The organism is Olivibacter domesticus, assembly GCF_900109575.1.
Lineage (GTDB): Bacteria > Bacteroidota > Bacteroidia > Sphingobacteriales > Sphingobacteriaceae > Olivibacter > Olivibacter domesticus.
On sequence record NZ_FOAF01000006.1, the window covers coordinates 54,456 to 69,934 of the forward strand.

Here is a 15,479-nt window from a genome sequence, read left to right on the forward strand (position 1 = left end):
ATATTTCACAAAATTCAGCTTAAAAGTGAGAAATAATGAGAATGAATAATTTACAAACAACACACATATATCTGATTATCAAATAATTGTAATTAATAAATTTTTTATTAACCTACAACAATTATACACATTTCACATATAAACACATTTTTTCTCTAAAATTTACATTTTTTTCTCTATTTTTATCTCAACATAATTTAAATGAAACTCAGAAAATTTACTGAAGCATAATATCAGTTATTTAGCCGACAACCTTTATTGATTTCTTTGGAGTTTCACGGTAACCTTAAAACATATATATGAAAAGAGTTTTACATGACCTTCTTCTAATTTGCTTGTTATCGATTATTCTAGCCTGCTCAAAAGAACCTATTCCCGGCGGTGGCGATAGCTCATTAAATCCAACCAATCCACTAGAACCAGGCTTACATTTAGGTGTGGTTGGCCATCCTCTTAATCAGGAGGCTTACAAAAAGCTTTCTCCTGCTGCTCAAATCACATTAATTAAATCCCTTGGCATGAACATTTACCGGATAGGTGCTGCTATAAGCCCGAGTACTGGTAAAATGAACATGCATGAACGTTACCTAGAATTAAAGCATTCCGCTGACTCAGCGGGCATCACGATTCTTCCTATGGTTCCGGCTAAATTAGACTTCAATGATACAGAAACAAAGTCGTACCAAGCGGGTTATGATCGTGCCAATAAATATGCCTCTGTTTATAAAGATGACTTTATATATTATAATATTGCTAACGAGCTAGACAACAAGTGTATTTTACCGAATAAATCAGGTGTCTCCCGTTCAGACTATGATACTGCTAAATTTAAAATTATAGCAGCACATCTAAAAGGAATGAATGATGGAATAAAAGCCGTCGATAATAATGCACAAACTATGATTAATGCTTGTTGGATGCATTATCAATATTTATTAATGCTGGAGGAATATGGAGTGGATTTCGACATTGTAGCTTACCATTGGTATGACGATATGGAAAAGCTCGCACTAAAAACTTATAACATAACAGACATTTCACAATTTTTATCTGAGAAATTTACCAAGCCCATATGGTTTACAGAGGTCAATATAAGAAACTATAAAGGGACTACAGCAGACGAAATACAGAGAGATTTTTTAAATAGTTTTATTACTAAGTGTAAAAATAACCCTCAAGTTAAAGCGCTTATTATTTATGAGTTATTTAATCAGCCTGTTTTTAAAAATTCGGAATCATATTACGGACTATTCGATTGGGTTAAACCTTATAGCGACTATATTCCGAAATTGTGGGCGAAAGAAATCACAGACTACAAGGCCCATTATTAATAGCATACCGTATCAGTAATTATTTAGATTAATTCAAAATAATTTTGGTAAAGTGTAACCAATACACTTACTTTGTTATTTAGATTTAATACAAATAAATATCAACTGAACTGTATATTAGCATGAAAGCCTTTGGCCCTTTTCTATTTTTCTTCATACTGTGCTATCAAGTCATTTTTGCACAGCAACATCCATCAACGCTTCAAGGTACTATCACCAATGACAAAAATGAACCATTAGAAGGTGTAACCGTAGCGGTAAACAATCGCTTAACAACTAAATCAAACGATCAAGGAAAGTTTGCGCTTTCTTTTCCTCCAGGCACCTACCAGCTCACTTTCCGTTTTGTAGGATACAACACAGAACAGGTATCGGTCGAAATTTTTCAAGATGTATCCAAAGAACTTACAATAGCTCTTTCACCGACAAATGAAACGCTCCAATCCGTAGAAGTGATCGGCAGAAAAGAAAGTAGCTATAAGAACACCAACTCATTCAGTGGTACAAAAACAGCTACTCCCATTAAAGAAATACCTCAATCAATCAGCTACGTTACGAAAGAAACCCTTGACGATCAGTTAGCTTTCAAAACCAGTGATGCCATTAAAAATGTAAGCGGTGTGAACCAATACTCCTACAATAATAATGACTTTGTGTTACGCGGCTTTCGCGCCAGCAATACCCTTGTAAATGGCTTACGCATTTCAACAAGGGGTTGGGCGCAGAACCTGCTCCCTTATGTGGAGCGTATTGAAGTAATCAAAGGGCCTGCATCTGCCCTATTTGCAAATACAGATCCCGGCGGCACCATTAATACCGTTACAAAAAAACCTTTGGATGAAACAAGAAGATCTATCAATTTTACTACCGGCAGCTACAATACCTATCGCACCACATTAGACTTCACAGGACCGCTTACCGAGAATAAAAATCTGTTATACCGACTCAATCTCGCTTATCAAAATGCAGAATCATTCCGCATGCTGCAAGACGGTACGGCCATGGTTATTGCACCATCGTTCTCCTTCATCCCCAATGAACGTACACGCATCAACTTCGATCTGGTATACCAGTATAATAAAGGGCGGTTAGATCGTGGCCAGCCTATCTTTGGTGCTTCACAGGGCACTGATCTTTATTCAACGCCTACTTCTTTTGCCATTGGGCGCAAAAACGATTATCAGAAAGAACTTAATCTCTTTTCTACTATTTCCCTTCAACATCAATTCACGGACAATATCAGTTTCAACGCCTCTTATTTAAAATCTTATTACGATGAAGACCTGTTAGAGCATCGTACATCCAATAATTATGGTGTAGATAAAGAGGGGAATCAGATCCCCACACTTATGGGCATGCAAACCATCAGACGCCTTCGCAAAAACTACATTGACAACCTCACTACTTATTTTAATTTCAATTTCAATACCGGCCCTTTAGCACATAAATTATTAGTCGGTTATGATTATATTCAAGAAGTATTTCCGAAAGGCAACTCCACCTATAATGCAAACGGTTTCTTAAGTCGCGATGGGAAAAGCACCATCAGCACCTATAAGCCGGCAGATAGTGCAAAATACATGATCGTAAACAATATGCCGGTTCCTAATGTGCCCTATTTTAATTTGGCCAACCCCGACTATTCCATCTCCGAAATCTCCAATTATCTCAATGTATCGCGCGAGGAAACACCTACTAAATACTATGTAAATGGAATCTATCTACAAGAGCAGCTTAAGTGGGGCAAATGGCAGGCATTACTAGGTTTTAGGCAAGAATTTTATACCGATATCTTAAATTACACGAAAGAAAATGAAGAAAAAGTAGAACAAAAAGCATTTATCCCACGCGTTGGTCTAGTATATACACCGCTAGAACCGGTGAGTTTTTATGCCACCTATACCGAAGGGTATCAACCACAAAGTGCCGGTACCATTGGTGATCCAGAGACCTACGGTGGACCCTTTGACCCGTTAATAAGTAATATGATTGAAGCCGGTGCAAAAATGGAATTCTTTCATAAAAACCTGGCGATAAATACCGCCTTTTATCGTATTGAACAAAACAACATCCTCGTGAATGCAAACGCCGAGGGCAACCCGGATCTACTTCGACAAATAGGTCAGCAGCAAGCAAAAGGGATAGAGCTAGATATTTACGGTAATGTACATCCCAACTTTAGTGTTACCGCCAACTTCTCTTATAATGTGGCAAAAATCACTAAAAGCGATGATGCGGAAGAGGTAGGTACCATCATGCCCAACGCGCCTAAAAGCCAGGGTAATCTTTGGATGAAGTATGCCTTTACAGGTCAAACACTCGAAGGTTTCGCCCTTGCCTTAGGCGCTAACTATGCGACCCGTCGAAACACAGATACAGATATCCTAAAGCTTCCTGCTTACTGGGTGGCCAATGCTGCTTTATTTTACCGCATTGACAAATTTAAACTTTCCGTAAATATGAACAACCTATTAAACAAGGTTTATTGGGTAGGAGGATTTGATTATGTACGCCTTTTTCCCGGCGCCCCCCGTAATTATATGCTGTCACTTGGTTATACATTTTAGATGGATAAAAACCGCTTTGCGATTCATGAGTTCCTTAAAAAGTAAAAGATGAACGAACTAATTATTTACGGATGAAACCTGCATAAATTGCCATATACAGAAGGCGATGAATAATTTGTGCAAGCTTCATTGCCATTAAAAGAACAATTATTCGAATGAAAAATGCAAAAAAAATAATCAGCTGGCTACATCTATGGTTGGGGTTAGCGGTAGGCCTAATCTTTAGCATCGCCGCGCTTACCGGCGCTATATTAGTGTTCGAAGAAGAGTTAGATCCGGTATTGTATCATTCGTTTTACTATATGGATAAGCCTGTTCCTGATCAGACGCCTCTGCCACTTGATAGATTAGCCCAACAGGCAACCCTATATGCTAAAGAAGACACCCTTCATTCCATGCTGATACCCGCCAATCAAATCAGCCAACGTAATATACTTTTCCAGACGACAGGAACACGGTTAGAACGAACACTTTTAGCCATTAATCCCTATACAGGGCAGCTCGAAAAAAAGATTGCCGGTAATAGGCATCTTTTTACAATGGCTGAAGACCTTCACCGACAATTATTCTTAGGCAAAATAGGAAAAGCAATTACCGGTGTTTGCTGCCTCTCATACCTCACCATCCTCCTTACCGGCTTAATCCTGTGGTGGCCCAAGAACAAAAAGATCCTACAACAGCGATTGAAGATCAAATGGGATGCGAAATTTAAAAGGCTAAACTGGGATTTACATGCCGTGGGAGGCTTTTATACCTTACCTATCTTATTGATCATTGCCTTTACAGGCCTTACCTGGAGTTACAAGTGGTTCAATGATGGTATCTTTTATTTATTTGATGGCAAAGGACCTCAAAAACTGGCAATACCTTATTATGCTGGCGCAAGCTCATCATCGCAGGGAGTATTACAGAAGACCTACATGCAGGCGCAAAAACTACTCCCCTATAACAGTGACATTACGATATCGCTTCCCGAAAAGGCATCTCCCATCATCCAGATCAGTAAGGAGCAAACAAATGCATCCGTACCGAATGTGGTTGATCGACTGTTATTTGATCAATACACCGGTAAACTAATCAAAAAAGAACTTTACGAAAGCCAGTCACAAGGTATGAAAGTACGGCGGCTTATTTTTCCTATCCATACCGGTAGTATATACGGCCTTCCCACTAAGATATTAGCTTTTTTATCCTGTCTTATTGGCGCCAGCCTGCCTATTACCGGTTTTATCATTTGGTTAAAAAGAAAAAAGAAAACAAAGAAGGCCGGCAAAAAAATGGTCGTTTATGCAAAACAACCAATATTACAATAACTTTTGCCTACAGCTGTCATTTCGCGGCCTTTTAGACATCCTCTACGGCAGCATATCCCATTTAAAACTACCTCTCGGTTTTAATTTTATTTAATAGGGTTACCCTTAAATTGGCAGCCTTTTTTGGCAGCGAAAGTTAACTTCACATCATCATTCGCGTTAGTTTTTAATAGTTGCCTACATGCTCACCATTCATCACATAAAAGATATTATAGAAGAAAGAAAACATTAATTATCTCCAATTTATTTAATTTTTATATAGCTTTGTTTATTCAGGATGTAAAATAAACCTTCATTACCAACCAATTAATTATCCTAACGATGGCATCACATGAGCCTATAGATCCCTATTTAATCGCGCAGCTCAAATTGGGCAGTGAGGCAGCATTCAGGAAAATTTATCAGCAATTACATCTTAAGGTTTACCGGTTTATTTTTGCTTTACTAAAAGATTCCTGTCAAAGTGAAGAAATATTACAGGAAACGTTCGTTAGTTTATGGGTAAACAGGCAGCACCTCAAGGGAGAGCTCCCCCTTTATCCTTATCTATACCTAACTGCGCGCCGGCTCACTATTGATGCCTTCCGCAAAGCAAGCAGCGAGCAGCACTTCAAAGAAAGGCTGCAGTTCTTACAGCTAGACAGCACGAACGAAACGGAAGAACAGATTCTGATGTCCGACTTGCAAAACCTCACCAAAGAGGCCATCAATATTTTACCACCACAACAGCGCATCATCTTTCAGTTAAGCAGAATAGAAAATTTATCTTACGATGAAATTGCTCTCCAACTAAATATCTCAAGAAATACCGTTCGTAACCACTTAGTAAGTGCGTTAAAAACATTAAGAGCACATTTTGTCAAACATGATATTATCTTATTTTTTATTTTTTTTCTGCTCCACTAGTTCGCTAAAGCCTTTCATCCGTTTTAATAATATACACCAGTTATAAACAATCTTTTCACGCACCAATGGAGGAGAACCCTATTGATCGTTTACGTCCCCTGCTTCGCGCCTACATGGATAACGCAATCAGCGAAGCTGAATTTGACGAGCTGGTACAACTTATTCAAGAAACAGCGGAAGAAGAAACACTTGCTTTGGCGATTGACGAGATCTGGCATGCCTCCGCGCAAAAAACACCCCTTAGCATTAATAGTGAACGGATTTATGATCAAATCTTGGCTGATCCACGCATTGCGCCCCCTAAATATGCTTCCAAAAGAAAGCTTATTCAATCCTTATGGCCTTTCATTGCCGGTGCCGCCGCATTTGTTTGCCTGGGCATTTTCTTATATGTGCAACAAAAGCCAACCGATCGCCGTGTTACGCACACCGATATCACCAGCAATTTATCAAAATCCATCGTTCCCGGGAGAAAAAAAGCCATATTAACCTTGGGCAATGGGAAACAGATCGCGCTCGATACAACATCTGAAAAAGCTCTTTCACAGCAATTAGGCACGACGATAAAAAAAGAACAAGGGAAACTATCATACATAAACGAAGTTACTTCCATCCAGCATACGAGCGTTGCTCAAAACACCATCAGCACACCTTACGGAAGTGAGTTTGAGCTTACACTGCCGGATGGCACGAACGTATGGCTCAACGCCGGCTCCTCACTTACTTATCCAACTCGCTTCAGCAAACACCAGCGGAGCGTTCAATTACTAGGTGAAGCCTATTTCGATGTTGCCAAGAGCAAAAACCAGCCTTTTATGGTGGACGCTAATGGAACGCATATAAAAGTATTAGGCACCCAATTTAATGTGCGCGCTTATCAAGATGAAGCAAATATAAAGACCACTCTGGTAAGCGGTTCACTCCTGGTAAAATCAAAAAAAATAAAACCCGGCCAACAAGCTATCACATTTTCACAATCCGAAAATATCAATGTACATGATATTGACATAGAAGAGGCCACCGCCTGGCGGAAAGGTTATTTCTTTTTTGCAGATGAAGAATTAACAACCGTAATGAATACGCTTGCAAGATGGTATAACATTGAGGTAAAGTACAGTGGCAATCTGCGCGGTAAAACGTTTGGCGGTACCATTTCCCGTTACGAAGATTTCCATCAATTGCTAAAAGCCATTGAGCTTACCGGATCTGTTCATTTTCAAGTAAAAGAAAGGAGGGTTATGGTATCACCCTGATGAATAGCCTTATTTAAGCAAAAGACCAGGAACGGCTTCAACGTCCCTGGCCAAAACTTAAATAAGACTCGGATTAATAAACGTATATCGCCCATTTAATAAACCGAAAATCAAATGTATAAAAAAAATACTGCACTTTTCCGTCGGTGGAAGAGTAGCATGCTCTTTAAACCTTTACTTCTTATGAAATTAGCGTTAATTGTTTTATTGATAAGCTTATTGGAAGTAAACGCCACTACCTATGCTCAACACATTAACTTAGAGAGAAAAGAAGCACCTTTAACAAGTATCTTTAAAGAGATCCAGAAGCAAAGTGGTTACAACATCTTTTACGATGTTAATATGATAAGAAATGCATTTCGGGTAAGCCTCCACCTACAAAAAGCTACATTAAAAGAAGCGATGGATCAAGCATTAAGGAATCAAGACTTAAGTTATGAGATTGTCGACAAAAATATTATCATCAAGAACATCGCAGGGAATAACATAACACAAGAGAGAACAATTACCGGCAGGGTAACCGATCAACAGCAGCAGCCTTTACCTGGAGTCACTGTGCGCTTGAAAGATGCCCGCACGGCAGGAAGTACCAATGCAACCGGTTATTACGCCATTAAGGTATCCAATCCACAGGCAGTGCTCGTTTTCAGTTTGATTGGTTATGGCACTGTAGAACGTGCCATAAGTGCAGACAATACACTAAATATTATATTGCAAGAACAGGCCGCCGATCTTAATGAAGTCGTGGTCGTGGGTTATGGCACTCAAAAACGCGTTGATCTCACAGGCGCCGTTTCTTCTGTAAATGCAAAGCAAATACAAAATTTACCTAGCCCTAGTTTAGATGGCGCTATCACAGGTAAAATGCCGGGCGTACAAGTTTCGCAAACAACCGGAGCACCGGGGGGCGGCATCGCTGTAAAGATAAGAGGGATGGGTTCTATCGGCGCGGGCAATGAACCACTATATGTGATTGATGGCTTTCCCATCACTGCAAATTATAATCAAGGCGACAATCCCTTGAATTCCTTAAATCCAAACGATATACAATCTATTGAAGTATTAAAAGATGCATCATCCACAGCCATTTATGGATCAAGGGGAAGCAATGGTGTGATTATCGTAAGCACCAAAAGCGGGCAATCAGGAAAAATGAAGATTGATCTGGATGCCTATACCGGGTTCCAGCGCGTCACTAAATATATGGACCTGATGAATGCGCAAGAGTATGCCGAATACATCATCGATTCCCGTAATAATGCCTGGATAGATGCTGGTGGCGATCCCAGCGCACCCAATGAAGAACGAGGCGCTATTTACCAGATTTTGCCGGCACTGCAAAATCCAGCGGCGCTGGGTGAAGGCACCGATTGGCAAAAAGAAGTGCTACGCACAGCTCCCACACACAACTTGCAGCTCACCTTTTCGGGTGGTAACGAACGCGTAAATTACATGACCAGCGCGGGTTATTACAAACAAGATGGGATTATCCTAAATTCCGATTTTGAGCGTTATTCTTTCCGCGTAAACCTAGATGCCAATGCCTCTAAGAAATTCCGAATAGGGCTCAATTTAACACCCGCCTATACCGTTAGCAATCCGGTAACAGCAGAAGGGCATTTTAGCGATGGTGCAATTGTACTGAGCTCATTGATGATGGCTCCCCACCTTCCGGTTTATAACGAGGATGGCAGCTACACCACGGGGCTTACCCTGGGTAATGGATTTAGCAGCTTGGAAAATCCTGTAAAAGTAGCAAACGAACGCGTTAGGCACCGCAATCAGTTTAGACTGCTGGGCACATTATTTGGGGAATATTCCTTTTCCGATCATTTACGTTATAAATTATTGGTAGGTACCGATCTACAAAACTATAAACAGAATACATTCAACCCATCCACTGTTGGCTTTGATGGAAACCCTGCGCCCGTGATTCCCACTGCCGACTATAATTCACAGGAATCCTATAATTGGTTGGTAGAACACACCTTAAATTACACAAAAGACTTTAATCGGCACCACATAGATGCCCTCGCAGGTTTTACGGCGCAAAAGGTTCGTGCCGATATCGCTGCCATTTCCGCTACCAATTTCCCGAATGATCTCGTGCAGACCATCAATGCCGGCATTGTATCGGCTGCCTCCACATCGGCACTCGAATGGTCGTTACTCTCCTACCTGGCACGGGTAAATTATAATTACGACGGCAAATATTTATTTACCGCAACCGTCAGGCGAGATGGATCCTCACGCTTTGGCTCCAATAATCGTTGGGGAGTATTCCCTTCTTTCTCGGGAGGTTGGCGGCTATCGGAAGAAAGTTTTATGGACAACCTCAGCTTTATCCAAGAACTTAAGTTGCGTGCCAGCTATGGTTTCACCGGAAATAATTTTATTAACAACTATGATCATCTGGGGCTATTATCGATGCGAAATTATGTTTTCGGCGGAGAAGGAGGTACCATTGCAAACGGTATTGGGCCAAACACCCTTAGCAATGCCAATCTCAGTTGGGAAAAGAACCGTCAGCTCGATGTAGGCCTGGAATTAGGGCTCTTCGATGGTCGTCTGTTTTTCGTTGCCGATTACTATCGAAAAATCACCTCCGATCTTTTATTGAATGTTCCTGTGCCTTCCCTAACCGGATACACCCTTGCCCGACAAAATATCGGGAAAGTAAAAAATCAAGGCTGGGAATTTGGCCTTACCTCTCAAAACCTCACTAATAACCTGAAATGGACTACCGATCTCAATTTCTCCCTCAATCGAAACACGGTATTAGCACTCGGGCCAAGTGGCGAACCGCTCTTCGGCAATTACGAACAGATCACGAACAGCCATATTACAGAAATAGGGAAGCCCATGGGTAATTTTTACGGCTACCAGCTAATCGGCATCTTCCAGACACAAGAAGAGATCGATAATAATCCAAGTTTTGCCGATTCAAAACCAGGCCAGTTTCGCTTTGCAGATGTAAACGGAGATGGGCGTTTGAGTATAGACGATCGCACCATCTTAGGGAACCCACAGCCCGATTATATTTTCGGTATCACGAATACCTTTTCTTATAAAGGTGTGGAGTTAAGCTTTTTGATACAAGGTGTACAAGGCAATGAAATTATGCATCTTGGGAGGAGGTTCTACGCTAATTTTGCAGGAACTGCCAACGGTCTAAAGGAGATGAACAACCGCTGGCGTTCCGTTGAAGATCCGGGAGATGGTTTTACCCCTCGCGCCAATCGCGATCTCTCTCGCTATAGCAGCAGTAATGCCAGTGCCAATATATCCTCCACCCATATAGAAGATGGTTCTTTCATCCGCTTACGAAACATATCCTTAGCCTATAATCTCCCCGGCCGCCTTATAGAAAAGTTTTCACTTCGAGCAGTACGGGTATATGCTAACGCACAGAATCTATTTACCATTAGCAATTATACCGGGTATAACCCAGAAGTAAGCGTGAGCGGAATCAGTGCACTTACGCCAGGAGTAGATTATGGCGGATACCCTATTTCCAAGGTAATTACAGTTGGTTTTAATGTTGGCTTTTAGAAAAGATATTATGAAGAACATACTATTATACTGTTTATTTATATGCATATTAAACAGCGGATGTAAGAAAGACTTTTTAGGCCGCGCGCCCATTTCCGATACCGATACAGAAAACTTTTATCGCAGCCCAGAAGATATGCTGCAAGCCGTAAATGCGGCCTATTCCTACCTTAGGGAAAATGGTCAGTACGGACAAACACTTTATGCGGTGGGGGAAGTAGCCTCAGACAATACTGAGATATTAGATGCACAGGCTGGTATCGATATCAGTCAGATTGATGATTTCACCACCTTGACCAATAATGGCCTATTGGACGATATGTGGAATCACCATTATAAGGGCATACTATCATGTAATGCGGTGATAGATCGTATCGGAAACGTAGCCATGGACGAAGCGCTCAAAAATCGTTATATTGCCGAAGCGCGCTTCCTCAGAGCACTCATGTATTTCAATATGGTGAGAACATTTGGTGATATCCCATTGGTAACCAAGGAAATTTTAAAGCCCGAGGAAGGGTATGCTTACACCCGAAACCTTAGTACCGAGGTATATGAGCAGATTATAACAGATCTCGAGTTTGCCGCGCAGACCTTACCTATTCGTTATGCTGCCGCTGATCTCGGCAGAGCAACGGCCGGTGCAGCCAGGGGATTATTAGCGAAGGTTTACCTTACTAGGCAAAACTGGGAGCAAGCCGCTACCCAAGCAAAATTGGTGATCGATTTAGGAATTTATATGCTCATGCCTGAATATGCAGACGTATTTGCTATCTCCAATAAAAATGGCCCCGAATCCTTATTTGAAGTACAGTACAAAAAAGGCGGTTACGGACTGGGCAGCCCCTTTAACAACCGTTTCGCCCCCCGTCAATCAGGCCAATTGGTTTCCACCATTGGCGCGGGCACCGGACATAATCATCCAACGGCCGAAATGGCCAGTGTATATGAGGTGGGCGATAAGCGGAAAGAAGCGGCCATGGCAGAAGGTTATCAGAATGGCAATCAATTTGTGGCTGTAAGATATGTGAAGAAATATTTAGACCCCGCATTGTTTGAAGCAGGGGATGCTGATAATAATTGGCCCATACTCCGCTACGCTGATATTTTACTGATGCGCGCAGAAGCCTTAAACGAGCTTGGATACACCCCTAACGGCGAAGCCTTTGAGCTATTAAACCAGATTCGGAAACGTGCCGGTCTATCCGAAAAAGATGCCACTACCCTACCCGATCAAGTTAGCTTTAGAGATGCTCTCGCCCAAGAACGGCGTGTAGAACTGGCCTACGAAAACCATCGTTGGTTCGATCTGGTACGCACAGGCCGTGCGCTGGAAGTGTTGGGTCAAAAAGGTGAAAACATCCAATCCCACCAATTGTTGTTTCCAATACCACAAGTTCAAATAGATATTAACCCCGATCAGATTAAACAAAACCCTGGATACTAATGAAAACTTCCTCCGTTCTTATAACCTTACTGTTACTATTTTCTTACTCCTTTGGGCAACAAGCAATTCATCCCGATAAGCAATATGCAGAAGCAAAACTAATTCAAAAAAAAGCAAATGGGTTCAAAGGCATTTGGTATATGAACCAACCATCCAATGACACCTATGTTTATAAATACAGTGGTGGTCTTGCTACCTATCCCGCTAACCATCGCCCTTTTGCCATCTATGCCGATCAAGTTAAAAAAACCTTTTTTTGCTTCGGCGGTACCGACGAACAAAACAGTACACTGCTGCATAACGTGTCTTATTACGATCATCGAACCGGAAAAATAGCCAATCCAACGATCCTGTTAGATAAAAAAACCACAGATGCCCATGATAACCCAGTAATCTCCATAGATGATGACGGCTATATTTGGGTATTCTCTACTTCTCACGGCGTAGCACGTCCTTCTTATATTTCAAGATCGAGGAAGCCTTATAATATCAAAAAATTTGATATCATCAACGCCACTGAAAAAGTGGGGGGAGCAAGCAAAGCATTTAATAACTTCTCTTATTTTCAGGTGTATTACCTTTCTGGAAAAGGTTTCATTGCGCTCTTTACCAAATACAACAATAAAGGGCAACGAGTTATCGGCTTTAACACCAGTCAAAACGGTATCAGCTGGAATGAATGGCAAGTACTTGCACACATTGAAGAAGGACATTACCAGATCAGTGCTGAGCAAAATGGCAAAATTGGCGTTGCCTTTGATTATCATCCAAAAAGGAAAGGACTAAATTATCGAACGAATTTATATTATCTCGAAACGGTAGATTTTGGAAAAACGTGGAAAACGGCATCAGGCGAACGTGTTCAGCTACCATTAACCGACAAGCATAACCCTGCTCTCATTAATGATTATGCGGCGAGTAAGTTAAACAGTTACCTGCTAGACATCAATTTCGATGAAAGCGGCAAGCCGCTCATTTTAACTATTACCAGCAAAGGTTATCAAGCCGGGCCGCAAAATGCTCCACGAAATTGGGTTTTAACACGTTTTCAGTCGGCACAATGGGTCAATCACATTATCACACAATCAGATAGTAACTATGATATGGGTTCGTTATATGTGAAAGGAGATAGTATCAGTGTTATTGGCCCCACTGTAGATGGTCCCCAGGCCTACAATCCAGGCGGTGAAATTGCCCGCTGGAGCAGTCATGACGGTGGAGAGAACTGGCAAATGACGCAGCTCACGAAAAACAGTACGATGAATCATGGTTATGTTAGACGCCCGCTACATGCCCAACCAGATTTTTATGGCGTATGGGCCGATGGCAATGCCAGAAAACCATCTCCTTCGCATCTTTATTTTATGCATGCCGACGGACAGGTATTTCAGCTACCTATCCAAAACACCAAAAAGTTGATTAAGCCACAAGCACAACCCTTACAGCCATGACGTGGACACCAATTATAAACCCGATGCCTTCCATGATCCTCTCCATTCTGATCGCTCTACTCCCTATTTTAACTATTTTTTGGGCGTTAATCATCAAGAAAATGAAGGGTCACCATGCCAGTATATTAGCGACACTGGTGGCCTTTCTAATTGCATTTGCGGTCTATCAAATGCCTGCTAAACTAGCCGTACTCGCCACACTCTACGGTTTCATTTATGGTCTATTCCCAATATGCTGGATCATTATCAATGCCCTATTCCTTTTTAACCTCACTGTAAAAAGCGGCTCTTTTATAGTCATTAGGCATTTCATCGCGTCCATTACTGCCGATAGGCGACTACAAGTGCTACTCATAGCCTTCTCTTTTGGCGCCTTTTTAGAAGGAACAGCAGGTTATGGCGCACCCGTAGCCATTACCGCAGCCATGCTGGCAGGTTTAGGATTTAAGCCCCTATATGCAGCAGGTATCTGCTTAATCGCCAATACCGCGCCAGTAGCATTTGGTTCGGTAGGCATCCCTATCAGTGTCTTATCGCAAGTATCCGGTCTTTCCGAAACGGCACTATCACAAATGGTGGGCAGAACACTTCCCATCCTATCGTTTGTGTTACCATTTTACCTGATTACACTACTAGCAGGTATCAAAAATACAAAAGCAGTATTCCCGGCCATCTTCGTATCTGGTATTTCCTTTGCCCTATTACAATGGTTTTCCTCAAACTATCTAGGGCCGACACTGCCCGACATTATAGCCGGGGTAGGTTCTATGTTAGCATTAATTCTGTTCTTGAAATACTGGCAGCCCAAGCATATATGGCACTTTGAAGGAGAGCAGACAGCCACCGTAAGTGCCAAAAAACATTACTCAAAACAACAACTGCTCAAGGCTTTCAGTCCTTTTTTATTACTTACCCTCTTCATAATCCTGTGGGGGCTAAGTCCGATAAAAAGTTTATTAGACCAATTAGGAAGTATCGAGATTAGCATGCCCGGTTTACATCAGGTATTAGCAAACGATCAGGGAGTACCGCTATCCAAAATTATTAGATTTAATTATCTTTCCACCCCAGGTACGGCCATATTAATTGCTTCCTTACTTTCCTTACCTATCATAAAATTTTCTTTTAAGGCCGCGCTTTCCACCTATGTAGCTACGCTTTTACAATTGAAATATGCCATATTGACAATCAGTTTCATCATGGGCTTTGCCTATTTGCTAAATGATTCGGGTATTACCCTAACCCTCGCAATGGCAATGGCCAATACAGGTAAACTTTTTCCATTTTTTGCTCCCATTTTAGGATGGCTAGGTGTATTTATTACGGGATCAGATACCTCCTCCAATGCCTTATTTGGAAAATTGCAATATGAAACGGCCAGTAAGATTGGCGTAAACCCCGTTGTTGCGGTTGCAGCGAATGCCTCCGGAGGTGTAGTAGGCAAGATGATTTCTCCGCAATCCATTGCTGTGGCAGCAGCAGGTGGCGGATTAATCGGTCAGGAATCACAACTACTGCGCTTCACCATCAAACATAGTCTTATATTATTATTTATGATCAGTTTACTGGTATTCATGCAGGCCTATGTTTGGGAATGGCTCGTGCCGACCACCTAATTATATCAAATGTGCTTATGTGCAAAGCATAAGCACAAAATTT

The 15,479-nt window shown here is 41.5% G+C and carries 9 protein-coding genes; all 9 read left to right on the forward strand.

Features of this window, described 5'->3' with window-relative positions; translation table 11 throughout:
• Positions 1 to 299 precede the first annotated feature (299 nt).
• The 9 genes from BMY50_RS19230 to BMY50_RS19270 all read left to right on the forward strand — a co-directional run bounded on the left by BMY50_RS19230 (position 300) and on the right by BMY50_RS19270 (position 15,436).
• Positions 300 to 1,331, forward strand: coding sequence for a glycosyl hydrolase (locus BMY50_RS19230; RefSeq protein ID WP_093327704.1), 1,032 nt, complete (start codon positions 300 to 302; stop codon positions 1,329 to 1,331).
• Positions 1,332 to 1,453: 122 nt separating this feature from the next.
• Entirely contained in the window at positions 1,454 to 3,898 is a 2,445-nt protein-coding gene (locus BMY50_RS19235; protein WP_093327707.1) for a TonB-dependent receptor, read from the forward strand.
• A 155-nt stretch (positions 3,899 to 4,053) separates the two neighbouring features.
• A complete protein-coding gene (locus BMY50_RS19240) occupies positions 4,054 to 5,211 on the forward strand; it encodes a PepSY-associated TM helix domain-containing protein (RefSeq protein WP_093327710.1) in 1,158 nt (385 codons plus the stop codon).
• A gap of 321 nt (positions 5,212 to 5,532) precedes the next feature.
• Positions 5,533 to 6,117 carry an RNA polymerase sigma factor gene (locus tag BMY50_RS19245; RefSeq protein ID WP_093327714.1) on the forward strand — a complete coding sequence of 195 codons (585 nt, stop codon included), beginning with the start codon at positions 5,533 to 5,535 and terminating at the stop codon, positions 6,115 to 6,117.
• 65 nt (positions 6,118 to 6,182) lie between these two features.
• The gene (locus BMY50_RS19250) at positions 6,183 to 7,370 is read left to right on the forward strand and encodes a FecR domain-containing protein (RefSeq protein ID WP_093327717.1); all 1,188 of its coding nucleotides are present in this window, start codon (positions 6,183 to 6,185) and stop codon (positions 7,368 to 7,370) included.
• A 114-nt stretch (positions 7,371 to 7,484) separates the two neighbouring features.
• Positions 7,485 to 10,922, forward strand: coding sequence for a TonB-dependent receptor (locus BMY50_RS19255; protein ID WP_093327719.1), 3,438 nt, complete (start codon positions 7,485 to 7,487; stop codon positions 10,920 to 10,922).
• Between the two features lie 10 nt (positions 10,923 to 10,932).
• Complete coding sequence (locus BMY50_RS19260) at positions 10,933 to 12,369, forward strand: RagB/SusD family nutrient uptake outer membrane protein (RefSeq protein WP_093328199.1); 1,437 nt, start codon at positions 10,933 to 10,935, stop codon at positions 12,367 to 12,369.
• Positions 12,369 to 13,820: a BNR-4 repeat-containing protein gene (locus BMY50_RS19265; RefSeq protein ID WP_093327722.1), complete on the forward strand. Its 1,452-nt coding sequence runs from the start codon at positions 12,369 to 12,371 to the stop codon at positions 13,818 to 13,820. The genes BMY50_RS19260 and BMY50_RS19265 overlap by 1 nt, the downstream gene beginning before the upstream one ends.
• Positions 13,817 to 15,436, forward strand: coding sequence for an L-lactate permease (locus BMY50_RS19270; RefSeq protein ID WP_093327725.1), 1,620 nt, complete (start codon positions 13,817 to 13,819; stop codon positions 15,434 to 15,436). The genes BMY50_RS19265 and BMY50_RS19270 overlap by 4 nt, the downstream gene beginning before the upstream one ends.
• The last annotated feature ends 43 nt before the right edge of the window (positions 15,437 to 15,479 follow it).